The sequence below is a fragment of the Pseudomonas sp. 06C 126 genome, assembly GCF_001855215.1.
GTDB lineage: Bacteria > Pseudomonadota > Gammaproteobacteria > Pseudomonadales > Pseudomonadaceae > Aquipseudomonas > Aquipseudomonas proteolytica.
In genome coordinates, this window is sequence record NZ_MIFU01000045.1 from 65403 (window position 1) to 91698 (window position 26296).

Here is a 26296-nt window from a genome sequence, read left to right on the forward strand (position 1 = left end):
CTACAATTCAATGCTCATGCCGTCGTAGGCTACTTCTACATTGCGCCGCGCCAACTCGGCCCGTTCAGGCGAGTCTTCGTCGAGGATCGGGTTGGTGTTGTTGATATGGATAAGTACCTTGCGCTGCTTGGGCAATTGCTCCAGCACTTGCAGCATGCCGCCGGGGCCGTTCTGCGCCAGGTGGCCCATTTCGCGGCCCGTGCGGGTGCCGACGCCACGGCGCTGCATTTCATCGTCATCCCACATCGTGCCGTCCACCAGCAGGCAGTCGCTTTGCGCCATGATTTGAAGCAGCGGCGCGTCGACTTTGCCCAGCCCGGGCGCGTAGAACAGTTTGCCGCCGGTGCGCAGGTCTTCGACGATCAAGCCGATATTGTCACCCGGGTGCGGGTCGAACCGATGGGGCGAGTAGGGCGGCGCGGCGCTGCGCAGGGGCAACGGGGTAAAGCGCAGGTTGGGGCAGGCTGGAATGCTGAAACTGGCGTCCAGCTCGATACGGTTCCACGCCAGGCCGCCATTCCAGTGGGTCAACATGGTGAACAGCGGGAAGCCGGTGCTCAGGTCTTCATGGACCATGTCGGTGCACCACACCTGGTGCGGGCAGCCCTCGCGCAGGCTGAGCAGGCCGGTGGTGTGGTCGATCTGGCTGTCCATCAGGATGATTGCGCTGATACCGGTATCGCGTAGCGCGCGGCCAGGTTGCATCGGCGCAAAATTTTGCAGTTGGGCGCGGATATCCGGCGAGGCGTTGCACAGCACCCAGTTCACGCCATCGTCGGACAGGGCGATGGACGATTGGGTGCGCGCCTGGGCCCGCAGGCTGCCGTCGCGAAAGCCGGCGCAGTTCACACAGTTGCAATTCCACTGCGGGAAACCGCCACCGGCCGCCGAACCTAGAATCTGGACGAACATCGCTGCTCCTTTACACAAGACTCAAAATAAAAACGCCCCGGCGAGCCGAGGCGTTGCATTGCAATACAAAAGCAATCAGCGGCTGGCGAAGTACATGGTGACTTCAAAACCAATACGCAGATCAGTGTAAGCAGGTTTGGACCAGGTCATATTCATACTCCTACGAAGGGATGGGACGTTTACTACCAAGTAATACATATAGTCCACCTCCAGTCGGAGATGTTCAGATGCGTGGCGCGATTTTACTCATTTCTGGTCAAGCTAGCGCTGTCTTGGTGGAAAAAGCCTGTTGCAGCATCGGCAACGATCAACGTCATATCTGCCAGTGATCGCCCGCTGCCGCGCCATTCGCCAGGCAGCGCCAGCCGCCTGCGGCTTGGTTGAGTTGCGTCGCCGCCTCCACCAGATGCTGGCGTGTACGGGTCTGGATCAACTCGCGTAATTGTTCAAGATAGTTCGCGCCATGCCCGGCCAACCTGGCCTGCCAGAGCAGCTCGGCGGCTTGGGATGTGGGCAGCGCCTGCGGCGAAAATTGCCGGGCCAGGGCCGCGTTGCCCAGCTCGTCGCTCCCATTGATCAAGGCCGGCAATTGCTTGATGAAGGCCTGGATGTGATCGAGCAGGTCCGCCAGCGCCACATCGGGCGACTGCACGCCAAACAACAGACCGGTTTGCCCGTTGAACTGTCGGATACCGCTGAATACGGCGTAGCCCACCTGCAATTCGCCCCGTAGACGCTGGTAGAACGGGGTCTGGGCCAAGTGAGCGAGCAATCGCCAGTCGGCCTCGTCGGCCAGGGATTGGCTCGGGGCCGGGCACAGCAGCAGCAAGGCGGCTTCGGTGGAAGCGGTGTCTAGCTGATGCCAGCGATACAGTCCGTTGATGGGGTGGGCGATGCGTGCAATCTCGGCACATTGCCCGGGCAGGCGTGCGGCCGCATGCTTGATCGCCGTTTCGCACGCAGCCGGCAGGCCCATGCCCAGGCCTTGCCACGTGGTAGTGGCCCATCCACTGGGCAACGGATTGGGGTGCCCAGTGAAGGCAATGTCGGCAGCGCAGGCCGGCAATGCCTTGAGCAGTTCGCGGATGGCCATCTGTGGCGTCGGGCTGGCGGGCGCGTCTTGTTCAAGGTTGGCGTCGGCCTGGGTCAGTTCGCGAGCCAGTTGCTCGACGATAGCGGGCATGGGGTCATGCAGCCCGCTCATTTTCAGCAGCCAACAATTGCCTACAGCTTCGCAGGACATTTCCACGCCGGCCTGGCGGGCGTTGGTCTGCAAAGTTTGCAGGCTGTTACCTATGCCATGGGCGGCCGAATCCAGTTGCCAGCACAGGTAAAGGGCGCCCTCATCGTGATCGGCGGGCAACGCTTGGCTGAATGAAAGGCCTGGCAGTTCGCGCCGGCCACGGGAGCGATCCTGGGCGAAGGTGCGCAAGCCACGATGGGCGCTGGTCTGGCCGCGAATCAGTCCGGGGCGTGGTTCCTGGGTTTGCGGTCGCAAGAATGGGTTGCCCGGCGGCAACTGCCAGGCCTGTTGCGCAGGAGCCGATTGCAGCAGGTTCAGCAGGGTCTTGAGCGCTTGGCAATGCTGCTCGGACAACGGCGCTTCGCGGTTCTCACTGTCATGGCGGGCCAGGGCCAAGGCGCCACTGATCTGCTGTTGGCGGTTGATCAGCAGCGCGTACTCTTCGCGCAACGCAGTCCAATCGCTGTGGGCGAAAAAGCTCAACCAGTCGTTCAACAGGGCTTCGATTGCCAGGGACTGTTGTGAGCCCTGTGGCCCCAGGGTGAATTCGATATCCAGCAGCGCCTGCCCGGCGAACGAGTACAGCACCCTGGCGTGCAGCGCGCTTGCCCAGCCCCGGGTTTTCAATTCGGCCAGCAGACCACCGGGTGCCGTGGCATTCAGCCAGGTGTAGAGGAAATCCAGGGCTTCGCGGGGCGCGTTACAGGCGATGAGGTGATGCAGGTGCTGGTTGTTGAGGTATTGATAGCGATATTTATCGCCGTCCATCAAGGCCGGTGGTGGCTGCTGCGGGCGTAGCGGGCCCGGGCGCAGGCACTCGCCAAAGCGCTCGGCCAAGGCTTGCAGTTCTTCCAGCGATTGCGGGCCGGCCAGGCTCAAGGTCAGCTGTCCTGCTTGATAGAAGTCTTGATAAAACCCCAGCAAGCCTTGTTGGAAATCCTCCTGTGGCACCGGCAGGCTCTCGCGGTTGCCCGCATGAAAACCCCGCAGCGGATGTTCGGCAGCAAGGCCTTCAAGGATCGCGACTTGATGCTGTGCCTCGGCATCCTGGGACCAGGCGATAAACTCGGCCTGCAGCACTTCGCGCTCGCGCAATTGATCGTCCATGGCCAGGCGCGGATGAGCGAGCATATCGGCCAGGCGCTGCAGTGCGCCGTCAAACACCGGGGCGGGCACTTCAAAGAAGAAGTCCGTGGTGCGCTCACGGGTGCTGGCGTTGACCTGGCCACCGTGGCGCTGCACGTAGGCCATCAAACCGTCCGGTGCAGGAAAAGCCTCGGTGCCAAGAAACAGCAGGTGTTCCAGAAAGTGCGCCAGCCCCGGCCAGGCCAACGGCACGTCATGGCTGCCCGCCGCTACCCGCAGGACAGCTGCACAGCGCTTGAGACGTGGGGCATGACGCAGGGAAACCCGCAGGCCATTGGCCAGGGTCAGTTGCAGGTGATGAGGGTGGGCCGGCACAGGCATGAGCACTTCCAGAACGTAGGAAGTGCCTATGCTAGCGCAAAGCGCAGTGGTCAGTGTTTATGCAGCGCGGCATAGAGTTCGGGGCGACGGTCCGCCAGGTAATGGTTGGCCGCTTGCGCGGCGTGTATCACCTGGCGGTCGAGGGTCGCGACGATCAGCGCCTCATCCAGCCCCGCCAGGGCGACGCGTTGCCCATCCGGCGCGGCGATGCTGCTTTGCCCGCAATAGTGGATCTGGTCTTCATGCCCGCAATAGTTGGCGTAGGCCACATAGCACTGGTTTTCAAAGGCCCGGGCGCGCACGGTGACGTCCGCGACGAAGTCGAAGGGCACCATGTTGGCCGTCGGTACCAGGATCAACTCGGCACCTGCCAGGGCCAGGCGCCGAGTGTTTTCCGGGAACTCCAGGTCGTAGCAGATGAGAAACCCCAGCTTCCAGCCGTTCAGTTCGACGACAGGGAACTCGTCGCCACCGGGGCTGAACATCGAGTGATCAAGGTCGCCGAACAGATGGGTCTTGCGGTAGTTGCACAGGCGCTGGCCATTGGCGTCGATCAGCTGCACGGCATTGTAGATCTGGCCGTCCTCGGCCCGTTCCGGATAGCCATAGAGAATCGCCAGGCCCGTGTTGCGCGCCAGTTCGGCAATGGTCTGGGCCGACTGCCCGTCCTGCGCTTCGGCCAGGGCGCCGACTGCTTCAGCACCGATGTTGTAGCCGGTGAGGAACATCTCCGGCAGCACCAGCACGTCGGCATCGCATGCTTCATGCGCAACGCTGTGCAGACGCTTGAGATTGCCAGCGACATCCAGCGGCAATGGCGGGCATTGATACAGGGCAACACGCATGGCTTGGCTCCTTATTCGGCCAGGGCGATAGGGCCGATCTCGTCGAACACATCCCCCGGCCCCGGGTTTTGTGGGTGGGTACTGCCACCGAAGTGGGTCATGATGCCCCAAACCGCGTTCAACGAGGTCTGCACTGCGCCTTCGACCCAGGCTGGGGTCCAGGACACATCGTCGCCGGCGATGAAAATCCCGCGCTGCTCGGCCGGCATATCCTTTTGCATGAAGTGCGCGTACATGCGCTGGTTGTAGCGGTAGTGGCCCGGCAACGCGCCCTTGAACGCGCCGAGGAAGTGCGGATCGGCTTCCCAGGAAACGGTGATCGGGTCGCCAATGATGCGCGCCTTGATATCGACTTTCGGGTAGATTTTTTTCAGCGCATCGAGGGCCAGCTTCACCCGTTTATCGATGGGCTGCGGGAGCATTTTCAGGGCGTCGCTCATCCACGAGTAAGACAGGCAAATAACCCCCGGCTTGTCGTCGCCATTGTCGAACAGGTAGGTGCCACGGGTCAGGCGATCAGTGAGGGTCATGCTCATCAGGTCGCGGCCGGTTTCCGGGTCCTTGTCCTTCCAGAAAGGCCGGTCGACCATGACAAAGGTTTTCGACGACTGCATATAGCGCGTGCGGTCCAGGGCCATCCACATTTTTTGCGAGAACAGGCTTTCGTCGCATTCGATCTGGGTGGTCAGCAGCCAGCTCTGGCAAGTGGTCAGCACGGCGGCGTATTCCCGGGTGTCACCGTAGTTGTCGGTCACCGCAAAACGCCCATCGGCGGCATGGGCAATGCGCTTGACCCCTGCCCGTGGCGCGCCGTGATGCAGGGAGCTGAGGCTGGTGCCGGCCGGCCAATGGGCGCATCGCTCTGGCACGTGGCGCCAGATCCCCATGGGCACTTGCGCCACGCCACCGACCACCAGGTGTTGGTGATCGTCGCAGTTGGTCATCACCACGCGGAAGATTTCCAGCATCGAGTTGGGGAAGTCCGAGTCCCAGCCACCGGTGCCGAAACCTACCTGGCCAAACACTTCGCGGTGATGGAACGACAGTTTGGCGAATGCCTTGGACGTGGCAACGAAGTCGTAGAACGTGCGGTCGTCCCACAGCGGCACCAGCTTGTTCCACAGCTCCTTGAGCCGTGGCACGTCACGGTCGCGAATCGCTTGCTGGATATCACCGAACTGCGAGCCGGCCTCCAGGGCGTCGGCCCAGGCGTCAGCCACTTCCTGGAATAGCGCAGGAAGGTCGGAGATTTTCTGTGCGTAGTGAGTCTGGCCTTCCAGGTCGATCACAGTGCTACCCGAGGCTGGTGTCAGCGGGTTGGGGAACGGCTTGGTTTCAAGGCCCAGCTTGTCCACATAGTGGTAGAACGCCGTCGATGACACCGGGAAGCGCATCCCGCCCAGCTCGGCGATGATGCCTTCGGCCCCTTCAAAAGCCTGGGAGCGCAGGCGCCCGCCCATTTTCGAGGCTTCGTACACCACCGGCTTGAGGCCCAGCTTCATCAACTCGTAGGCGGCCACCAGGCCGGCGATACCCGCACCGACAATCGCCACTTCGGCGCCATGGTTGGCGACGGGAATACTGCCCAGCCCGGCGGGGTGTTCGATCCAGTCATCAAAGGCGAACGGAAAATCCGGGCCAAAGATAGTGATGGGTTTTTTACCGTCTGCAGGGTGGCGATTGTTCTTGTAGGTGGCGTTCATGGCTGACCTTGCTGGCACTCGACGGGGCACGACCCGTGAAGTATAGGAAAAGATGGCAGCCATTCTAGGGAGCGTAGCGCTCGTTAATAAGACGCAATGTGTCGTCGTATTGAATTGTTTTTAGTCGAAGTGACGAGGTTGGCGGTCAGATTGGCTGGCCGCGATCCAATTTGTTACTGAGGATGATCGAGGTGGTGGTCTTTTCTACCCCGTCGACACTGCCGATCTGGTCCAGCAGTTGATCCAACTGCTCCGGCGAATCGGTACGCAGCCAGGCCACATAGTCAAACTCACCACTGACCGCACACAACTGCTGAACCTGGGCCATGGCGCTGAGGCGACGCAGCACTTCCTTGCCGGAGCGCGCTTGCACGGTAATCCCCACATACGCCTGCAACCCACCATCCACCACACGCTGGCCAAGGCGCACGCCATAGCCGGTAATCACCTGGGTCTTTTCCAGGCGCGCCAGGCGCGAGGTCACGGTGGTGCGGGCAATCCCCAGCTGGCGAGCGAGCATGGCCACGCTTTCACGGGCATTGATCTGCAAGGCCGCAATCAACTGGCGGTCGATCTCATCGAGAACGGGAGGGCGGGGGGCGGACAAGATGGGCTCCGGCGTGGGTGGCAATGGGGGAGCATGTTACAGGCTCGTGTTCGCGGGTGGCGATTGCGGTGACCTTTCATGTGCGCTAGATCCGGACTGCCTAGGATCAGAATTAGGCCGCGCCCGCAGAGTTGGCGAGGCTGGCCAATGTGGCATTACACATTTGCGATGCACCTGGCCTGCGTGACAGCCGCCACCCATCATTTAGCAGTGATTTTGGTGGCATCTAACCTACGTTAGGCGTTACCAGTATGTTCAAAGTAACCCCCCAGTCCGCCGGCAAGGTCCAACGCTAAGATCATCGATCAACGCGCTGTTGATCGACTGTTGTCCCATCTGATTTTGGGGCAGAGACGGCACCGAGAAATTGTGCCAGGGCTTCAGTCCCCCTCCGTGAACCGCCGCCGCGTCAGGAAAAGTACCACGCCCAGCGGCACGGCCAGCAGTGCTAGCAGCTCCAGGTCAAAGCCCAGCACCTGCTGCTCACCCACCTTGAAGAGGCTGACCAAGCCCGTTGCCAGCAGCGCCAAACCCAGCCACTTGCGCAGCGGGTATGGTTTCAGAAACTGAACGAGAATCGCGCCCAGCACCAGAAGGACGACAGTTTGCATGATGTAGGGCATGTGCAGTTCCTCAGACCTTGATGACCAGCGTCACGACAGAGCGCTGTGGGCCAATCCCGCCATGGACCTCTCCCTCGATGCTGACCAGCACGTCACCTGCATGCAGGGTCGGCAGGGCTCCTTTGAGGTACCAGTTGACACCTGTCGTCACGACTGCACCTGAAGCCCAGCCAATGAGCGGCCCGCCCAACGCACCTACCCTCCCGGCAACACCACCTGAGGCCGCAGCAATTCCCTTGGCGACGTTGCCACGCATAGTGTTGATAGCATCGGCCTGCTGACGGGTGAGGGGATTGGAAATGCAGACTGTCAGCAGGCATGGCAGGTTTCGAGCCTGCATTCGGTCGTACATATCGACGACCATGCTGTTGACTTGGTAATGGGCGCGTTTCGCTTCGCCAAAGTGCAGCTCGCGCAGGCGACCTCGGTCGCTTTCCATGAGGGTGATTTGAGACAGATTGAAGACGATCCCCTCCTCGGACCTGTACTGCGTGGTCTTCTCGAACTTCATGCGCGTATCCATTCGTGCAAAAAGACGACGATTTTCTACAAGCGGTGACTAAGATGCAAACAGTCTTTGATGTGAGGCCGCGGGGAATTTGACGTCTGCATGGGTCTCATCGCCAGTAAGCCAACTCCCCGATAACAACACATCGAATGCGTCGGTTTTGGAGACGTTAGGCCGAGGCGCCTCCGTGTATCTGCGGTGGTCCATCCAGAAACACGAAAGCCGCGCAATGCGCGGCTTTGAGTATGGTGGGCCCAGTAGGACTCGAACCTACGACCAAGGGATTATGAGTCCCCTGCTCTAACCAACTGAGCTATAGGCCCTCAGTAGGTCGCGGATTATAACGATGGTTTCTCCACTGTGCTATCCGAAAAATCTGAATGGGTCATGTGAAGGAAGGTCGCGGCGAAGATGTCGGCGGGTAGGGGCAGGCTGACGATGTAGCCTTGCATTTGTTCGCAGCCCTCGTCGGCGAGGAAGGCTTGCTGGGCGGGGGTTTCGACGCCTTCGGCGATGATGGTGAATTGCATGCTGTGGCCCAGGGCGATGATGGCGCGCACGATGGCGGCATCGTGGGGGTCGTCTGGCAGGCCGCGGACGAAGGACTGGTCGATTTTCAGGAAGTCCAGGGGCAGGCGCTTGAGGTAACTCAAGGACGAGTAGCCGGTGCCAAAGTCGTCGATGGCCAGTTGGACGCCCAGGCGCTTGAGTTTATGCAGCACTTCAAGAGCCTCTTCGGCCTGGCTCATGATGAAGTTTTCGGTGATCTCCAGTTGCAGGCAGTCCGGCTCCAGGCGGTTGTCCCGCAGCAGTTGCTCGATGCGCCCCAGCAGGTTGGGGTGGCGCAGTTGGGCACCGGCAAGGTTGACGGAGAGCGGGCCAAAGTCGTCATAGGTTTTGCGCCACAGGTGCAGTTGGCGGCAAGCCTGTTCCAGGACCCAGTCGCCGATTTGCAGGATCATGCCGTTCTCTTCGGCCAGGGCAATGAAGTGCTCAGGTGGCACGTCGCCAAAGGTGGGGTGGCGCCAGCGGATGAGGGCTTCGGCGCCGATCAGTTGCTGGGTCTCCAGGCTCAGCTTTGGCTGGTAATACAGAAACAGTTCGTCGCGCTCTATGGCGCGGCGTAGTTCGTGTTCGAGGGCAACGCGCTCGTTGGCCTGGGCGGTGAGGTCCTGGGTGTAACGTTCGACCCGATTGCGGCCCTTGGCTTTGGAACGGTACATGGCGGCATCGGCGTTTTTGACCAGGGTGGCGACGTCGATGCCGTCCTGCGGATAGAGGCTGGTGCCGATGCTGGCGCTGATAAAGAACTCGTGCTCGCCCGCCTGAAAGGGCAGGGTGAAGCAGGCCAGCAGCTTATTGGCCAGGTGCTGCGCGTCGCTGGCTTGTTGCAGGCCGGGCAGCAGGATGATGAATTCGTCACCGCCCAGGCGGGCCACGGTGTCGATGTCGCGCAGTTGCTCCTTGAGGCGCACCGCGATGTCTTTGAGCAGCAGGTCGCCAATCGGGTGGCCGAGGCTGTCGTTGATGTGTTTGAAACGGTCGAGGTCGAGAAACAGCACCGCACCCTGGCTGCCGGTTTCCTGTTGGCTGGTGAGGGCGGTCTGCAGGCGGCTCTCAAACAGGGTGCGGTTGGGCAGCCCGGTAAGCGGATCGTGATGCGCCTGGTAGTCGAGCCGCGCCTGGGCGTGCTTGAGGCTGGAGATGTCGGCAAATACCGCCACGAAGTGGGTGATTGACTGCTCGTGGTTGCGCACGGCACTGATGGTCAGCCAACTGGGGTACAACTCGCCGTTCTTGCGTCGGTTGGAGATCTCGCCTTGCCAATGGCCGTTGGCGGTCAGTTGATGCCACATGGCGGCGTAGAACGCGCTGTCATGCAGGCCGGAGGCCAGCAGGCGCGGGGTGTGGCCGAGGGCTTCGGCTTCGCTGTAGCCGGTGATTTCGCTGAAGGCACGGTTGACGGCGCTGATGTTTTGCCCGGTATCGGTGATCAGTACGCCCTCGGCTGTGCTTTCAAAAACCGTCGCGGCCTGTTGCAGTTTTTCCTGCATCAACTGGCGTTCGGTAATGTCGCGGGCGATGGTCAGCATACAGTCGTCATCCCCGATCGGCAGTGGACGACTGGACACTTCGCACAGGCGAATCTGGCCGTCACTGCGTCGGATATGACAGACAAAATCACGCACCAGGCCGTCGCGGTGCAGCAGGTCGAGCATGTGTCTGCGTTCGTTCAAGTCCACCCAGATGCCCAGGTCCAGGGTCGACTGGTCCAGGGACATTGCACTGTTGAAACCGGTGATGCGGCTGAAGCCTTCGTTGACCTCCAGCAGTAGGCCATCATGCTGGCGTGTCAGTAGCAAGCCGTCGGGCGAGGCATGGAAGGCCTTGGCGAACTTTTCTTCGGAAGTCTGCAGTAGTTGCTGGGTTTCCTTCAGTTGGGTGATGTCCCGCACCACCACGACAAGCGCTTCGGTTGCATCGAGTTGGAAGGGTTCGGCGGAGATCAGCCCGGTAAACGCCTGGCCATTACTGCGCAGGAACGGCATCTCCAGGTTGCGAATGCTGGTGGTCTGCACGCGCTTGAGCAGGTTGGGGCCTACGCCCTGGATGCCCCAGATGTTCAGCTCGGTGGCGGTCTTGCCGATGACGTCTGCAGCACTCAGGCCTATCTGGTCCTCGAATGCCTTGTTGACCTCCAACAGGCAACCATCGGACAGGCGAGCGATCACCAGTATGTCCGGGCATTGCTGGAACACCGAGGCGAACTTCTCCTCTGAGAGCTGCAATGCTTCCTCGGTGCGCTTGGCCTCGCTGATATCGATCATCAGGCCTCGCATGACGGGCTCATGCCCATGCTTGATCAGGCTGACAATGTCCCTGACCCATAGGCAACGGCCGTCGGCGGTGATTACCCGGTAATCGATGCTGTGGTCGCGGTTGGCGCGGGTTTCCCGTTGGCAGAAGGTGTCGGCGCGGGTCAGGTCGGCGGGGTGGATGATATTGCGCCAGAAGCCTGGGATCAGCCAGTGCGCCCTTGGATAGCCCAGCAGTTCCTCGGCGTGGGGCGACACATAGCTGTAGGTGAAATCATGGATGTCAGCTTCCCAGGCGATGGCTGACAGGCTTTCTACCAGCCCGCGGTAATGGTATTCGCTGCTGCGCAACTCCTGTTCCAAGGCCACCCTGCGGGAAATCTCCGAACTGAGCCGACGATTGATCCGAATCACGATGGCCAGCACGGTACTCAACAGCAGCACCGCAGGCAGGCCGTAGAGCAGCAAGTCGGTCCAGAAGGCGCGGTGATCGATGACATTGCCGACCCAGTGCTCCTGGATCTCATCAATTTCCCGGGGGCTGAGGTCGGCGAGGACTTTATCCAGGATGCCAATCAGCATTTTGTTTTCGCGGGGCACGCCCATCGCCAGTTGATAGCGATAAGGCGTTTCGCCACTGACATATAAACCATCGAGCTTGAGTTGGCGCAGGCTCCAGACACTGGAGGCCAGGTCCCCGACGACGGCGTCCACCTCATCGGTGGCCAGGGCCTGTAACGTCGAGCTGACGTTGGGCATCGCCACCAGGTTCAAGTCGGGGTGGTGGGTGCGCAGCAACTCGTGTGGGGCATAGTTCTCCACCACGGCAATCTTCAACCCATACAGGTCCTTGAGGGAGCGGGGTTGGGCGCCGCCTTCGTGGGCGAGGATGACTATCGGGAAGTCGAGATAAGGCCGGGAAAATGCCAGGAAACCCTGGCGCTCCGGGGTGGACATAATGCCCGGCAAGAGGTCGAGCTGGTTGTTCCTGGCCTGCTCCAGCAGTGCGCTCCAGTTGGCGGGCTCGATCAACTTGACCTTGATACCCAGGCGATCCTGGATCAGTCGAACATAGTCAGCCGCCAGGCCCTGGTAGCGGCCTTCTTCATCGCGATATTCAAATGGCGGCCACGACGCATCAACGCCCAGGCGCAACTCCGGGTGGTCCGCCAACCAGCCATGCTCTTCATCAGTGAGAGTCAACGCGCCAGCCGTTGCGGTCCAGGTCAGCAGCGACAGCAGTAGCACGGTCGGCAGTCTGGGCATAACGGTCTCGTTATGGCACGGGGAATATTTCGAGTGTAGACGGGCATTGCGAGGGGAGGTAAAGCGGGGGGAGATTTAATCTGCACAAAGCAAAACCCCCAGGCCTGGGCCTGGGGGTTTTGTGATCACTCGTCGAGGAAGGAGCGCAAATGCTCGCTTCTCGTCGGGTGGCGCAACTTGCGCAGCGCCTTGGCTTCGATCTGACGGATCCGCTCGCGGGTCACGTCAAACTGCTTACCGACTTCCTCAAGGGTGTGGTCGGTATTCATGTCGATGCCGAAACGCATGCGCAGTACCTTGGCTTCACGGGCAGTGAGGCCAGACAGTACGTCGCGTGTCGCTTCTTTGAGGCTCTCAACGGTGGCGACATCGATTGGCGACTGCATGGTCGAGTCTTCGATGAAGTCACCCAGATGGGAGTCTTCGTCATCACCAATCGGGGTTTCCATGGAGATCGGCTCTTTAGCGATCTTCAATACCTTGCGGATTTTATCCTCAGGCATTTCCATGCGTTCACCCAGCTCTTCCGGGGTCGGTTCGCGACCCATTTCCTGCAACATCTGCCGGGAAATACGGTTGAGCTTGTTGATGGTCTCGATCATGTGCACCGGAATACGGATGGTGCGGGCCTGGTCGGCGATCGAGCGAGTGATCGCCTGACGGATCCACCAGGTGGCATAAGTCGAGAACTTGTAGCCGCGACGGTATTCGAACTTGTCCACAGCCTTCATCAAGCCGATGTTGCCTTCCTGGATCAGGTCGAGGAATTGCAAGCCACGGTTGGTGTACTTCTTGGCGATGGAGATCACCAGACGCAAGTTCGCTTCAACCATCTCTTTCTTCGCGCGACGGGCCTTGGCCTCGCCGATCGACATGCGACGGTTGATGTCCTTGATCTCGGCAATCGTCAGACCGGTTTCGGTCTGCAATGCAGTCAGCTTCTGCTGGCAACGAACGATGTCGGCCTGGAAGCGACCAATGGCTTCAGCGTATTTGCTTTTGCCCTTGGCCAGTGCGTCGGTCCAGCTTTCGTCAACTTCATTGCCCGGGAACTGGCGCAGGAAGTCGGTACGCGGCATGCGCGCATCACGGACACAGAGCTGCATGATCGCACGCTCTTGTGCACGCAGACGCTCAAGGGCGCTACGAACCCGCTCAACCAGGCCTTCGAATTGCTTCGGCACCAGTTTGATCGGCATGAACAGCTCAGCCAGGGCCAGCAGCTCGGCGGTTGCCTGCTTGCTGCCACGACCGTGCTTCTTCAGGGCCTTGCGCGCCAGTTCCATCTGATCGGAGACCGCGCCAAAGCGCTGGGCTGCGATGATCGGATCCGGGCCGCTTTCGACTTCTTCTTCGTCGTCGGTGCTGGCTTCAGCCTCGTCGTCGTCGGTTTCGTCGTCCGCTTTCACGGCCTTCGGGTCGACAGGCGGCGGTATTTCGGCGGCAGGCGGCGTAATGCCGTCGTCCGGGTCGATATAACCGCTCAGGACGTCGGACAGGCGGCCACCTTCGGTGGTAACGCGGGTGTACTCGGAGAGAATGTGGTCAACCGTGCCGGGGAAGTGCGCAATTGCGCCCATCACTTCGCGGATGCCCTCTTCGATACGCTTGGCGATTTCGATTTCGCCTTCGCGTGTCAGCAGCTCAACCGTACCCATTTCACGCATATACATGCGCACAGGGTCGGTGGTGCGACCGATATCGGTCTCCACTGCAGCCAGCGCGGCAGCAGCTTCTTCAGCGGCGGCCTCGTCGGTATCGGCGTCCGCCAGCATAAGAGAATCCTTATCTGGCGCAGCTTCGAATACGTTGATCCCCATGTCGTTAATCATGCGGATGATGTCTTCCACCTGTTCCGGATCTGAAATATCCTCCGGCAGGTGGTCGTTGACCTCCGCGTAAGTCAGGTAACCCTGCTCACGACCAAGGACGATCAACTCTTTGATACGAGACTGCTGTTGCGCTTTTCCGGACATAACACCCTATCCACTGAAGGTCTTGGCGGGCAAAAAACAAGCCGAGGATTATACCCGAGCTATGACCTCACACGCCAGCTGAGGTCGGGTTTGATGCGGAAACATTCTGTTTTAAGAGGTCGCGCATCTGCTTTGCTATCTGAATTTGCTCTTCAGCCGACAATCCTGGCTGCCTTGCTTTCTTGATAAGTTCATCGAGGGTCTGCGTGTGCTGACCCGCGGATAACCTAGTAATGGTGTCTAAAAACTGTTGTTCAAGGTTATCGCCGTCAATTAACCACTCCTTTTCTGCGAGTGCTTTCAACAAACGTCCTTGCTCCGTGCCATGCCAGCGGGCCATCAGCTGGATTGAGTTTAGCTTAGGATTTTTCTGCACGGCCTCGATCAGGGCAATCAGCACCTGGGCGTAGGTGTTGCTTTCGTTGGCAAAATGTTCGGCGCTTTCCACTCGGCCCGCCAGTTGCGGGTGGTGGATAAGGGTGCGCAGGGCAATCAGCGTCGGCGCTTCTACGGCCACCGGCGTGCGCGGGGCGTACGGTTCGTCGCGGTCGCCGCGCTTGCCGTTTTTGTTCCAGGGCTTCTTGTCCCATTTCTTGCCGCCGGCGCCGGTTTTTTTCGGTGTCCAGTCCTGTTGCGGCACAAAGGCTTCTTGAGGCTGGTGAAAATCCCCATAGTCCGGCATGGCGTCGTAGTCGAAGCCCGGGTCGTAGGCCGGTGGCGCATCCTGGGGTGCGCTGTGCACCAGCTGGCTGACCGCCTCGCCGCTCAGCCCGGTGATTTCCAGCAAGCGCTGGCGCATCAGGGCCTTGAGGTTGGCGCCGGGAACCTTGTCGATCAGCGGTGCCGCGAGGGTGGCCATGTGGGCCTTGCCTTCGAGGGAGCGCGGGTCGGCTTCTTCGGTCAATTGCTGGAAGAAATAATCGGCCAGCGGCTGCGCGTGCTGATGAATGCGCGCGCGAAACGCATCGGTACCTTCGGAGCGCACCAGGGTGTCCGGGTCTTCACCTTCGGGCAGGAACAGAAAGCGCGCGCGGCGCCCGTCCTGCAGGCTCGACAGGGTCGCTTCGAGGGCGCGCCAGGCGGCATTGCGGCCGGCCTGGTCACCGTCGAAGCAGAACAGCACGCTAGGCACCACGCGAAACAGGCGTTTCATGTGTTCTTCGCTGGTGGCGGTGCCGAGGGTAGCCACGGCATTGCGCAAGCCTTGCTGGGCCAGGGCGATAACGTCCATATAGCCTTCAACCACGATGATTTCATCGAGGTTGCGGTTGTTCTTGCGCGCTTCGAACAGGCCGTAGAGTTCCTGGCCCTTGTGAAACACCGGGGTTTCCGGGGAGTTCAGGTATTTGGGCTTGTCGTCGCCCAATACCCGGCCGCCGAAGGCGATGATGCGGCCACGGCTGTCGCGGATCGGGAACATCACTCGGTCGCGGAAGCGGTCATAGCGCTTGCCGGTCTCGGCATTTTCCACCAGCAAGCCAGCGTCGATCATGGCTTTTTGCTGCAGGGTATCGCTGCTCAGGTGCTTGTACAGGTTGTCCCAACCCGGCGGGGCGAAGCCCAGGCCGAAGTCGCGGGCGATTTCCCCGGTCAGGCCGCGGCCCTTGAGGTAATCCACGGCGGCTTTGCGCTGTGGATGGCTTTTAAGGGCCTGGCGGTAGAACTCGGCGGCGGCGGTGAGCAGCGGATACAGCGGCGAATCGGTAGGCTGGCGTGGTTTGTGCGGTCGGCCACTTTCTTCGCGGGGGATTTCCATGCCGGCGGCTTTTGCCAGTTCCTCGACGGCCTGGGGGAAGTCCAGGTTGTCATGGTCCATGATAAAGCCGAGGGCATTGCCGCCCGCGCCGCAACCGAAGCAGTAGTAGAACTGCTTGTCGGGGCTGACGCTGAACGATGGAGTCTTTTCTTTGTGGAACGGGCAGCAGGCGGTGTAGTTCTTGCCGGCCTTTTTCATTTGCACGCGCGAGCTGACAACATCGACGATGTCGGTGCGGTTCAGAAGGTCGTCAATAAAGCTCTGGGGAATTAGCCCGGCCATGGCGTTCTCGTCATCACTGCGTGTAAATGAGGGCCCGTGACGCACTCAAGTCGCGCATGTCGGCGGCTTGATCATCGATTGTCTGTTTGGGCTGTCAGGAAGTCTATCTGTCGAGCGTTCACTGACGTTAGTTCCAATCAGTCTTCGACGTATCTGAAAGTGTTGCCCTGGAGTCCGGTCACGGCCAATGGCGGCCTCGGAAGCTCATCGTGGGGCACAGCCGACCTATTGATCGCCTGTTTGGAAAATAAGTGTGCTCGTCAGTAGCCTTGTTAGGCTCGTCAGAAGAGACGTGCACCGCTGGCAAAAGAGCCAGTCCTGACGTTTGAAACAGTGAAGCTTTGTCTCGGTCGCATGGGCGGCGTCGACGGTGAAGCATCAAGCGATATCCGCAAATGCCAACAGCCCGGCTGAGGGCCGGGCTTGGCAGAAGCTTGCTACGAACGTCTGTGTATTAGTACAGACGAACGGCGCGGCGCTGTTCGCGCTGAACTTTCTTGGCGTGACGCTTAACAGCGGCTGCTGCTTTACGCTTACGCTCAGAAGTTGGCTTCTCATAAAATTCGCGGCTACGAACTTCAGCCAGAACACCGGCTTTTTCGCAGGAGCGCTTGAAACGACGCAGAGCTACGTCGAAGGGTTCGTTCTCTTTTACTTTGACGGCTGGCATCCAGAGCTACCTTCTTTCATTACCGGGAATCAACGTTCTCGTCGCAAAAAATTCGCGGCTGAGGTCGTCGGTTTTTAAGGGTTGCGGATGTTAACCCCTCATTGCCCGGAATGCAAAGCCTCTGATCGAAAACCGCTAGTCGGGAGGGGGCATGGCGACTATTATGCGCGCCTTCGAATTCAGCCTCTACAAGGCGCAAACCCATGTTAGTACTGGGCTTAGAAACCTCCTGCGACGAGACCGGCGTCGCGCTTTACGACAGTGAACGCGGGCTTTTGGCCGATGCACTGTTCAGTCAGATAGACCTGCATCGCGCCTATGGTGGCGTGGTGCCGGAGCTGGCCAGCCGTGATCACGTCAAACGCATGTTGCCATTGATCCGCCAGGTGTTGGACGAGGCCGATTGTGTCGCGACCGAGATCGATGCCATTGCCTACACCGCTGGCCCTGGATTGGTCGGGGCCCTGCTGGTTGGGGCTTCCTGCGCCCAGGCGCTGGCATTTGCCTGGGGTATTCCAGCCCTTGGCGTGCACCACATGGAAGGCCATTTACTGGCGCCCATGCTGGAAGAAAACCCGCCCGAGTTCCCGTTCGTCGCTTTGTTGGTTTCGGGCGGCCATACGCAGCTGGTTCAGGTCGATGCAATCGGTCAGTACACGCTTCTGGGGGAAACCCTGGACGATGCCGCCGGTGAAGCGTTCGACAAGACCGCCAAGATGATGGGCCTCAATTACCCCGGTGGTCCGGAAATTGCGCGCCTGGCGCAAAAAGGTGTGGCTGGGCGCTATACCTTCCCCCGCCCCATGTGTGATCGCCCAGGCTTGATGTTCAGCTTCAGTGGCTTGAAAACCTCGGCCTTGAACACCTGGCAGCAAAGCGTCAGCGCCGGGGACGACAGTGAGCAAGCCCGTTGCGACATCTCTCTGGCGTTCCAGCAGGCGGTGGTGGAGACTTTGACCATCAAGTGCAAGCGCGCCTTGAAGCAGGCCGGGATGAAGCGCCTGGTGATTGCGGGCGGCGTCAGCGCCAATAAGGCCTTGCGTCTGTCCCTGGAGAAAATGCTCGGCGACATGAAGGGCAATGTGTTTTACGCGCGCCCCGAGTTCTGTACCGATAACGGCGCGATGATTGCCTTTGCCGGGTGCCAGCGCTTGCAGGCAGGCCAGCACGAGAGCCTGGCCATCAGCGTGCAGGCGCGCTGGCCGATGGAGCAGTTGCCGCCCTTGTGAGCAGACGAACATGAGCCGGGCTCACCGGGCATATTTAAAAATGCCGTTCGCGCCCGGCAAACAGGTCGCGTAAATTGCCGCGATGGCGCCAGACGATCAGCAGGGTGAGCACGCTCATCGGCAGCAGCGCTGCCGGCTCCTGCCAGGCCAGTAGTGGCAGGGTCAGGGGGGTGGCGATCAACGCTGCGAGGGAGCTGGTGCGGGTCAGGTAGAACGTCAGCAACCAGGCGGCAATGGCCAGCAACGCCGCTGGTGGGTAGATTCCCAGCAGCATGCCGGCCGCCGTCGCGACGCCCTTGCCGCCGCGAAAGCGAAAGTACAGTGGGAACAGATGGCCGAGCACGGCGCATACGCCAATCCAGGCCTGTTGTTGCAGGGAGAGGCCAGCCAGATCGGCTATCAGTACCGGCAGCAGGCCTTTGCAGACGTCGCCGAACAAAGTCAGCACGGCGAGTTTTTTGCCGGCCAGGCGCAACATATTGGTGGCGCCGGCATTGCCTGAGCCACTCATTCGCGGGTCGGGATTTCCCGTCAGGCGGCTGAGCAAGATGGCAAAGGACAGCGAGCCGAGCAGGTAGGCGAGGGTCGCCAGTAACCAAGACATGCTAACTATTCCGGGCGAGGACGCCTTGATTCTAACGGGGCATTGCGCCCTTGTCGTGCTGTGGAGAAGAGTGCTTGGACAGAGTGTTTATCGAAGGCCTGGAAGTCGACACCGTGATCGGGGCCTACGACTGGGAGCGAGGTATCCGTCAGTGCCTGCGCCTGGACCTGAGTTTCGCCTGGGACAATCGCCCCGCCGCGGCCGGAGATGACCTGACCCTGGCGCTCGATTACGCCAGTGTTTCCACACGTATCCAGGCCTTCGCCGCGCAGGCGCAATTCCAACTGGTGGAAACGTTTGCCGAGCGCCTGGCGCAAGTCCTGATGGAAGAATTCCAGATTCCCTGGTTGCACCTCAAGTTGACCAAGCCCGGTGCCGTCCCGGCCGCCAAGGGCGTGGGCGTGGAGATCGAGCGCGGATGTCGCTAACTCAGGTTTACCTTGGTCTTGGCAGCAATATCGAGCGCGAGTCCCATCTGTGTGCGGGCCTTGACGCGTTGGCGGGCTTTTTGACGGACTTGCGCTGTTCGGCGGTGTTCGAAAGCCAGCCAGTGGGAATCAAGAGCGGGCCGTTTTTCAACCTGGTGGTGTCGGCATATACCGATTTGCCCTTGATGGAACTGGATCGCCGCTTGAAGTTCATCGAGGCCGACAATGGTCGCTATGCGCCGGATCGCAAGGGTCTGCCTTTGGATATCGATGTGCTGCTGTATGGCGACCTGAGCGGTAACTTCGATGGATTGGTGTTGCCGCGTGCGGAAATCCTGAAGAATGCCTTTGTGTTGTGGCCGCTGTCGTTGATGGCGCCAGAGCGTGTGCATCCGGAGGTGGGCAAAACGTTCGCCGCGTTGTGGCGCGACGCGCAGATCGATCAGGTGCTGGCCCCTGTTGCCTTCAAGTGGCGCGACCAGCAGCTCACCCAGGGCCTGTAGGGGGCGGCCTGCCGGCGACGGCGCCCTCTGGTTTGCGGGGATGCTGCTGACGCCATCGCGGGCAAGCCCGCTCCTACACTGAATGCTGTTCTTTGTAGGCTTTCAGGGCATTGAGCCGTTCACGCTTGAGTGCCTCGCCCAGTTGCGGGCCCTTGAAGCCTTTCTCCAGCAGTGGCGCCACTGCAACACCTCGCGCCACCTGCGCAGCACCCCGTAGATAATCCGCCTGTGGATAACTTCTCTGCTCAAGGCCCTTGCGGCCCCGCGCGTCCATTTCGCAGGCGACGATAAACTCCTCAAAGCGCTGTGGCCGGCGGAACACGTCAAAACTCTGCAGCAACTCCAGCAGGGTCGAGGCCTTGAGCTCCAGTGCCCGATGCCCATGGGTGTGATACTCGCCGACCAGCAGTGCCAATTCCTGGCAGTCCTTTGGCACTTTGAAGCGCTCATTGACCGCTTTGATCAGCTTCAGGCCTCTCTGCTCGTGAGCGATATGCCTGGGTAACTTATCCACAGGTGTCAGGCCCTTGCCCAAGTCGTGCAGCAGGCAGGCCCAGCGCACAGTCAGGGGTTGGGCGTGCAGGGCGGTTTGCTCCAGCACGCTCAGGGTATGGATGCCCGTATCGATCTCGGGGTGGTGGGCCTCGGGCTGGGGCACACCGAACAGCGCATCCACTTCTGGCAGCAGGGTTTTCAAGGCGTGGCAGTCGCGCAGCACCTGGATAAACACCTGTGGCTGATCTTCCATCAGGGCTCGGGAGATTTCCTTCCAGCTGCGCTCTGGCGTCAGGGCTTCCAGTTCACCGGAGTCACTGAGTTGGCGCATCAATTCCAGGGTTTCGGGGGCGATAGTAAAACCGAGGCCGGCATAACGGGCGGCAAACCGTGCGACGCGCAGCACGCGCAGCGGGTCTTCGGCGAACGCCGGGGAGACGTGGCGCAATACCCGCGCTTGCAGGTCGCGCTGGCCGTTATACGGGTCGGTCAGGTTGCCGTCGTCGTCTTCGGCCATGGCATTGATGGTCAGGTCGCGGCGGATCAAGTCTTGTTCGAGCGTGACTTCGGGGCTGGCATGAAACACAAAGCCGCCATAACCCCGGCCACTTTTGCGCTCTGTACGGGCGAGGGCGTACTCCTCGTTGTTCTTCGGATCAAGGAACACCGGAAAGTCAGAGCCTACGGGCCGATAGCCCTTGGCGAGCATTTGTTCGGTGGTGGCGCCAACAACGACCCGATCTATATCGGTAACGGCAATGCCCAGCAAGCGATCACGCACTGCTCCGCCGACTTTGTAGATTTGCATGAAAAAGCCTCCATTAGCCCTACAGGATAACGCCTGTGCCAGGCCAATGGAGGCATTGCTGCGTCAAAGGTGAACCACGGCCAGGTCCAGGCGGCCGTAGTCGTTGTCGTTGTGGTCGTTGCGCGGCGGAACATGGTGGGTCTTCATGACCTGGTCGCCTTGCAGCGTCTCCAGATGGATGTCGAACCCCCACAGCCGGTGCAGGTGCTTGAGCACTTCATCCGTGGATTCACCCAGGGGTTTGCGATCATGCTGCTGGTGACGCAGGGTCAGGGAGCGATCACCACGCATGTCGATGCTGTAGATCTGCACGTTGGGTTCGCGGTTGCCCAGGTTGTATTGGGCCGCCAGGGTTTCGCGGATGGTGCGGTAACCGGCCTCGTCGTGGATCGCGGGTACCAGCAGGTCGTCCTTGAGGTCGTCATCCATGATGCTGAACAGCTTGAGGTCGCGAATCACTTGGGGCGACAGGTACTGCAGGATAAAGCTCTCGTCCTTGAAGCTGCTCATGGCGAACTTGATGGTCGATAGCCAGTCACTGCCGGCGATCTCCGGGAACCAGCGGCGGTCCTCTTCGGTAGGGTGTTCGCACATGCGTCGGATATCCCGGTACATGGCGAAGCCCAGGGCATAGGGGTTGATGCCGCTGTAGTAGGGGCTGTCGAAGCCCGGTTGGAAGACCACGCTGGTGTGGGAGGTGAGGAACTCCATCATGAAGCCGTCGGTCACCAGTCCTTCGTCGTAGAGGTCGTTCATCAGCGTGTAGTGCCAGAACGTGGCCCAGCCCTCGTTCATCACCTGGGTCTGGCGCTGTGGATAGAAGTACTGCGCGATCTTGCGCACGATCCGCACGATCTCCCGTTGCCATGGCTCCAGCAGTGGCGCGTGTTTTTCCAGGAAATACAGGATGTTTTCCTGGGGTTCGACGGGGAAGCGCGCATTGTCCTTGTCGCTGTTCTTGTCGGCGCGTTTGGGGATGGTGCGCCACAGATCGTTGATCTGTTTCTGCAAATGCTCTTCACGATCCTTCTGGCGAAGCCGTTCTTCTTCGGCGGAGATAGGGTAGGGGCGTTTGTAGCGGTCCACACCGTAGTTCATCAGGGCATGGCAGGAGTCCAGCAGATCCTCCACGGCGTCGATCCCGTGGCGTTCCTCGCACTGCATGATGTACTGCTTGGCGAACACCAGGTAGTCGATGATCGAACTGGCGTCGGTCCAGGTACGGAACAGATAGTTGCCCTTGAAAAAGCTGTTGTGACCGTAGCAAGCGTGGGCAACTACCAATGCCTGCATGCAGATGGTGTTTTCTTCCATCAGGTAGGCGATGCACGGGTCGGAGTTGATCACGATCTCGTAGGCCAGGCCCATCTGGCCACGGGTGTAGGATTTCTCGGTGCTGAGGAAGTGCTTGCCGTAGGACCAGTGGTGATAGCCCAGGGGCATGCCCACCGAGGCATACGCGTCCATCATCTGCTCGGCGGTGATCACTTCGATCTGGTTGGGGTAGGTATCCAGGGCATATCCGGCCGCAATACGGCTGATTTCCCGGTCATAGGCCTGGATCAGTTCGAAGGTCCATTCGGACCCTGTGGAAATGGGTTGGCGCTTATGCTCTTTGGCGGTCATGTCACTAACCTGCGCTGGAAGAGTTCACGGAAGACCGGATAGATATCGCCGGCCGAGACCAGTTGTTGCTGGGCGAAGGTATCGGCGAAGGCTTCACCGATGCGCTCGTATTCGAACCACAGGGCCTGGTGCTCGCGGGGGGTAATCTCCACATAAGTGTAGTACTGCACGAACGGCATGATCTGGTTGACCAGGATGTCGCGGCAGATGGGCGAGTCGTCGTTCCAGTTGTCGCCGTCGGAAGCTTGGGCGGCGTAGATGTTCCACTCGTTGGCCGGGTAGCGCTCGGCCATGATTTCCTGCATCAATTTCAGCGCGCTGGACACGATGGTGCCGCCGGTCTCCCGTGAATAGAAAAACTCTTCTTCGTCGACCTCACGGGCACTGGTGTGATGGCGGATAAACACCACGTCGATCTTGTCGTAGTTACGCTTGAGAAACAGGTACAGCAAGATAAAAAAGCGCTTGGCGATGTCCTTGGTCGCCTGGGTCATCGAGCCGGAAACGTCCATCAGGCAGAACATCACTGCCTTGGAACTGGGGTTGGGTTGCTTGACCAGCAGGTTGTACTTCAAGTCGAAGGTATCGAGGAATGGCACGCGGTGAATGCGCGCGCTGAGTTTCTCGATTTCTGCCTCGATTTCCTGGATATCGCCGAAGTTGTCCGGTTCTTCGCGCTTCAAGCGCGCCAACTCTTCCTTGGCCTCCTTGAGTTTGGCGCGGCTGCTGCCGGACAGGGCAATACGCCGAGCATGGGCCGAGCGCAGGGTGCGGATGATATTGATGCGTGAAGGATTACCCTCGTTGCTGATGCCCGCGCGTACGGTCTTGAACGTGTCGGTGCCGGTCAGGTTGCGCTTGACCAGGTTGGGCAGCTCCAGGTCTTCGAACATGAACTCGAGGAATTCTTCCTGGGTAATCTGGAACACGAACTCGTCCATGCCTTCGCCGGAATTGCCGGCCTTGCCTGGACCTTTACCACCGCCACCGCCTTGAGGGCGCTGGATATGCTCGCCGGTGGTGAATTCCTTGTTTCCCGGGTGAACCACAGTCTGTTTGCCGCCACGGCCGTGATGCAGCACCGGTTCGTCGATATCTCGGCCGGGAATGCTGATCTGCTCGCCGTGTTCCATATCGGTGATGGAACGACGACTCACCGCCTCTTCGACGGCCTTTTTGATGTGGTCACGGTAGCGCCGCAGGAAACGCTGGCGGTTTACCGTGCTCTTGTTCTTGCCATTGAGGCGTCGGTCGATCACATAGCTCATAGGGAGCCCTCCGGGCAGCTTCACGTTACAAGCTTCAAGCCGCGAGCTGGAAGCTTAGAGACAAGCGGTCAGCTGCCAGGCCTGGGGCCCGGCAGCGCGCGCCTGTCGCTGCCTTACTGCGATTTGCGAACCCGCAGGTACCACTCGGAAAGCAGCCGTACCTGTTTGTCGGTGTAGCCACGCTCGACCATTCGTGTGACGAAGTCGTTGTGTTTTTGCTGGTCCTCCTTGCTGGCCTTGGCGTTGAAGCTGATGACTGGCAGCAGGTCCTCGGTGTTGGAGAACATTTTCTTCTCGATGACCACCCGCAGCTTCTCGTAGCTGAGCCAGGTAGGGTTCTTGCCGTTGTTGTTGGCCCGGGCGCGCAGTACGAAGTTGACGATTTCGTTGCGGAAATCCTTCGGATTGCTGATGCCGGCCGGTTTTTCGATCTTCTCCAGTTCCTCGTTGAGGGCTACGCGGTTGAGGATCTCGCCGGTTTCCGGGTCACGGTATTCCTGGTCCTGGATCCAGAAATCTGCGTAAAGCACATAGCGATCGAAGATGTTCTGCCCGTATTCGCTGTAGGACTCCAGGTAAGCAGTCTGGATTTCCTTGCCGATGAACTCGATATAACGCGGCGCCAGGTACTCCTTGAGGAAGCGCAGGTAGCGCTCGCGGGTTTCGGCCTGGAATTGCTCCTGTTCGATCTGCTGCTCCAGTACATAGAGCAGGTGCACCGGGTTGGCAGCGATCTCATGGGGGTCGAAGTTGAAGACCTTGGACAGGATCTTGAACGCGAAGCGGGTCGACAGGCCGTTCATGCCCTCATCCACGCCCGCCGTATCGCGGTACTCCTGGATCGACTTGGCCTTGGGGTCGGTGTCCTTGAGGTTTTCCCCGTCGTAGACGCGCATTTTCGAGTAGATATTCGAGTTTTCCGGCTCCTTGAGGCGCGACAGCACGGTGAACTGGGCGAGCATCTTCAGGGTGTCTGGCGCGCAATGGGCCTTGGCCAGGGAGCTGTTGAACAGCAACTTGTCGTAGATCTTGATTTCATCGCTGACCCGCAGGCAGTACGGCACCTTGACGATATAGATCCGGTCGATGAAGGCTTCGTTGTTCTTGTTGTTGCGGAAGGTGTGCCATTCCGATTCGTTGGAGTGGGCCAGCAGGATACCGGTGAACGGAATCGCCCCCAGGCCTTCGGTACTGTTGTAGTTGCCTTCCTGGGTCGCGGTGAGCAGTGGGTGCAGCACCTTGATCGGCGCCTTGAACATCTCCACGAACTCCATCAGGCCCTGGTTCGCCCGGCACAGTGCGCCTGAGTAGCTGTAGGCATCGGCGTCGTTCTGCGGGAATTCTTCCAGCTTGCGGATATCGACCTTGCCCACCAGCGCCGAAATGTCCTGGTTGTTTTCATCCCCTGGTTCGGTCTTGGCGACGCCGATCTGGTTGAGGATCGACGGGTAGAGTTTGACCACCCGGAACTGGCTGATATCGCCGCCAAACTCGGCCAGGCGCTTGGTGGCCCAGGGCGACATGATGGTATTGAGATAGCGGCGCGGGATGCCGAAGTCTTCCTCGAGGATCGCGCCATCTTCCGTGGCGTTGAACAGGCCCAGGGGCGACTCGAACACCGGGGAGCCCTTGATCGCGTAGAACGGCACCTTTTCGATCAGTTGCTTGAGTTTTTCGGCCAGGGAAGATTTACCGCCGCCCACCGGGCCGAGAAGGTAGAGGATCTGTTTCTTCTCTTCCAGTCCTTGGGCGGCATGGCGGAAGTAGGAGACGATCTGGTCGATGCATTCTTCCATGCCATGGAAGTCTTCAAAGGCCGGGTAGCGGCGGATCACCTTGTTGGAGAATATTCGCGACAGTCGCGAATTGTTGGAGGTGTCTACCAGCTCCGGCTCGCCAATCGCCAGTAGCAGGCGTTCGGCGGCAGACGCGTAGGTGCTGCGGTCCTTTTTGCACAGCTCAAGATACTCTTGCAGCGTGAGCTCTTCCTGCTGTGTGGACTCGAAGCGTTGTTGGAAGTGGCTAAAAATACTCATGACGTCGTCACCTCGCTCGATACGTGGAGCCGACGCCGGATCAATCAGTCGATGCTGGCAGCCAGTGGCGCTTGCCGTGGCCATTTCCCCCCAGAACACCCTGAAACGCTACCGATGACCCGCACGCCGGTGTACCGGCTCTCCCCTGTTTTGGATGGCCTGCGCTTAATGATAGTTGGGAATCCGGGAGGTCAAGGCGAGATGCCGAATTAGTTTGGGCGCACCGTTCGTCAGAATCGGCGCGAGCCCAAGCGTCACGCGGGGTAGCGGGGTTTGAAAAAAATTATTGCGAATCGCCTGTGGCAATTTCTGCAGGATAGGTCGTACGCCATAGCTCAAAGCCACCGTCCAGGCTGTAGACATCGGAGAAGCCCTGGCTGACCAGATAGGCGGCAGCGCTCTGGCTGGAGTTACCGTGATAGCAGGCCACTATCAGTGGCGCGTCGAGGTCGGCTGCGCGGATGAAGTCGGCGATATTGACGTTGTCCAAATGCTTGGCCCCGCTGATGTGGGCGGCGGCGTAAGTAGGCTGGTCACGGATATCCACCACCACGGCGCCTTGCTCGCGCAGGGCCTGGGCTTGTTCGGGGGGGATACGTTTGAATTCGGTCATGGCGGGCTCCTT

21 protein-coding genes and 1 tRNA gene are annotated in these 26296 nt (G+C 60.0%); 3 read left to right on the forward strand and 19 right to left on the reverse strand.

Features of this window, described 5'->3' with window-relative positions; genetic code table 11:
• From pqqB to rpsU, 13 genes are all read right to left on the reverse strand, one after another.
• Positions 1 to 912, reverse strand: a complete 912-nt coding sequence (pqqB, locus tag BHC62_RS06250; RefSeq protein WP_070994504.1) for a pyrroloquinoline quinone biosynthesis protein PqqB — start codon at positions 910 to 912, stop codon at positions 1 to 3.
• 75 nt (positions 913 to 987) lie between these two features.
• Positions 988 to 1062 carry a pyrroloquinoline quinone precursor peptide PqqA gene (gene pqqA / locus BHC62_RS06255; RefSeq protein ID WP_003194766.1) on the reverse strand — a complete coding sequence of 25 codons (75 nt, stop codon included), beginning with the start codon at positions 1060 to 1062 and terminating at the stop codon, positions 988 to 990.
• A 163-nt stretch (positions 1063 to 1225) separates the two neighbouring features.
• Complete coding sequence (pqqF, locus tag BHC62_RS06260; RefSeq protein ID WP_070994505.1) at positions 1226 to 3622, reverse strand: pyrroloquinoline quinone biosynthesis protein PqqF; 2397 nt, start codon at positions 3620 to 3622, stop codon at positions 1226 to 1228.
• Positions 3623 to 3672: 50 nt separating this feature from the next.
• Positions 3673 to 4467, reverse strand: coding sequence for a carbon-nitrogen hydrolase family protein (locus BHC62_RS06265; RefSeq protein WP_070994506.1), 795 nt, complete (start codon positions 4465 to 4467; stop codon positions 3673 to 3675).
• A gap of 11 nt (positions 4468 to 4478) precedes the next feature.
• Complete coding sequence (locus BHC62_RS06270) at positions 4479 to 6170, reverse strand: NAD(P)/FAD-dependent oxidoreductase (RefSeq protein ID WP_070994507.1); 1692 nt, start codon at positions 6168 to 6170, stop codon at positions 4479 to 4481.
• 145 nt (positions 6171 to 6315) lie between these two features.
• Positions 6316 to 6777, reverse strand: a complete 462-nt coding sequence (locus BHC62_RS06275; protein WP_029296872.1) for an Lrp/AsnC family transcriptional regulator — start codon at positions 6775 to 6777, stop codon at positions 6316 to 6318.
• A gap of 380 nt (positions 6778 to 7157) precedes the next feature.
• Entirely contained in the window at positions 7158 to 7400 is a 243-nt protein-coding gene (locus BHC62_RS06280; protein ID WP_070994508.1) for a hypothetical protein, read from the reverse strand.
• A gap of 10 nt (positions 7401 to 7410) precedes the next feature.
• The gene (locus BHC62_RS06285; protein ID WP_070994509.1) at positions 7411 to 7911 is read right to left on the reverse strand and encodes a hypothetical protein; all 501 of its coding nucleotides are present in this window, start codon (positions 7909 to 7911) and stop codon (positions 7411 to 7413) included.
• Between the two features lie 243 nt (positions 7912 to 8154).
• Positions 8155 to 8231 (reverse strand) — tRNA-Ile (locus BHC62_RS06290).
• Between the two features lie 15 nt (positions 8232 to 8246).
• Positions 8247 to 11990, reverse strand: a complete 3744-nt coding sequence (locus BHC62_RS06295) for a bifunctional diguanylate cyclase/phosphodiesterase (protein WP_070994510.1) — start codon at positions 11988 to 11990, stop codon at positions 8247 to 8249.
• A 125-nt stretch (positions 11991 to 12115) separates the two neighbouring features.
• Entirely contained in the window at positions 12116 to 13966 is a 1851-nt protein-coding gene (rpoD, locus tag BHC62_RS06300) for an RNA polymerase sigma factor RpoD (protein WP_029296867.1), read from the reverse strand.
• 67 nt (positions 13967 to 14033) lie between these two features.
• The gene (gene dnaG / locus BHC62_RS06305; RefSeq protein WP_070994511.1) at positions 14034 to 16004 is read right to left on the reverse strand and encodes a DNA primase; all 1971 of its coding nucleotides are present in this window, start codon (positions 16002 to 16004) and stop codon (positions 14034 to 14036) included.
• Between the two features lie 454 nt (positions 16005 to 16458).
• A complete protein-coding gene (rpsU, locus tag BHC62_RS27265) occupies positions 16459 to 16674 on the reverse strand; it encodes a 30S ribosomal protein S21 (protein ID WP_002551877.1) in 216 nt (71 codons plus the stop codon).
• 203 nt (positions 16675 to 16877) lie between these two features.
• On the opposite strand from rpsU, the gene tsaD reads away from it, so the two are divergent.
• Positions 16878 to 17903: a tRNA (adenosine(37)-N6)-threonylcarbamoyltransferase complex transferase subunit TsaD gene (gene tsaD / locus BHC62_RS06315; protein WP_029296833.1), complete on the forward strand. Its 1026-nt coding sequence runs from the start codon at positions 16878 to 16880 to the stop codon at positions 17901 to 17903.
• Positions 17904 to 17937: 34 nt separating this feature from the next.
• On the opposite strand, the gene plsY is transcribed toward tsaD, so the two are convergent.
• Complete coding sequence (gene plsY / locus BHC62_RS06320; RefSeq protein WP_029296831.1) at positions 17938 to 18507, reverse strand: glycerol-3-phosphate 1-O-acyltransferase PlsY; 570 nt, start codon at positions 18505 to 18507, stop codon at positions 17938 to 17940.
• Positions 18508 to 18581: 74 nt separating this feature from the next.
• On the opposite strand from plsY, the gene folB reads away from it, so the two are divergent.
• Both folB and folK read left to right on the forward strand, forming a co-directional pair.
• Positions 18582 to 18935 (forward strand): dihydroneopterin aldolase, encoded by a 354-nt coding sequence (gene folB, locus BHC62_RS06325; RefSeq protein WP_029296829.1) that lies wholly within the window; start codon positions 18582 to 18584, stop codon positions 18933 to 18935.
• Positions 18926 to 19438, forward strand: a complete 513-nt coding sequence (gene folK / locus BHC62_RS06330; RefSeq protein ID WP_070994512.1) for a 2-amino-4-hydroxy-6-hydroxymethyldihydropteridine diphosphokinase — start codon at positions 18926 to 18928, stop codon at positions 19436 to 19438. The genes folB and folK overlap by 10 nt, the downstream gene beginning before the upstream one ends.
• Positions 19439 to 19511: 73 nt before the next feature.
• Here the strand turns inward: folK and BHC62_RS06335 are convergent, their stop codons facing one another.
• From BHC62_RS06335 to glpE, 5 genes are all read right to left on the reverse strand, one after another.
• Positions 19512 to 20741 carry a multifunctional CCA addition/repair protein gene (locus BHC62_RS06335; RefSeq protein WP_070994513.1) on the reverse strand — a complete coding sequence of 410 codons (1230 nt, stop codon included), beginning with the start codon at positions 20739 to 20741 and terminating at the stop codon, positions 19512 to 19514.
• Between the two features lie 63 nt (positions 20742 to 20804).
• Positions 20805 to 22367 (reverse strand): SpoVR family protein, encoded by a 1563-nt coding sequence (locus tag BHC62_RS06340; RefSeq protein ID WP_029296823.1) that lies wholly within the window; start codon positions 22365 to 22367, stop codon positions 20805 to 20807.
• A complete protein-coding gene (locus tag BHC62_RS06345) occupies positions 22364 to 23635 on the reverse strand; it encodes a YeaH/YhbH family protein (RefSeq protein ID WP_029296821.1) in 1272 nt (423 codons plus the stop codon). The genes BHC62_RS06340 and BHC62_RS06345 overlap by 4 nt, the downstream gene beginning before the upstream one ends.
• A gap of 113 nt (positions 23636 to 23748) precedes the next feature.
• The gene (locus BHC62_RS06350) at positions 23749 to 25671 is read right to left on the reverse strand and encodes a PrkA family serine protein kinase (RefSeq protein WP_017739508.1); all 1923 of its coding nucleotides are present in this window, start codon (positions 25669 to 25671) and stop codon (positions 23749 to 23751) included.
• Between the two features lie 283 nt (positions 25672 to 25954).
• Positions 25955 to 26284, reverse strand: coding sequence for a thiosulfate sulfurtransferase GlpE (gene glpE / locus BHC62_RS06355; protein ID WP_029296818.1), 330 nt, complete (start codon positions 26282 to 26284; stop codon positions 25955 to 25957).
• Positions 26285 to 26296 lie beyond the last annotated feature (12 nt).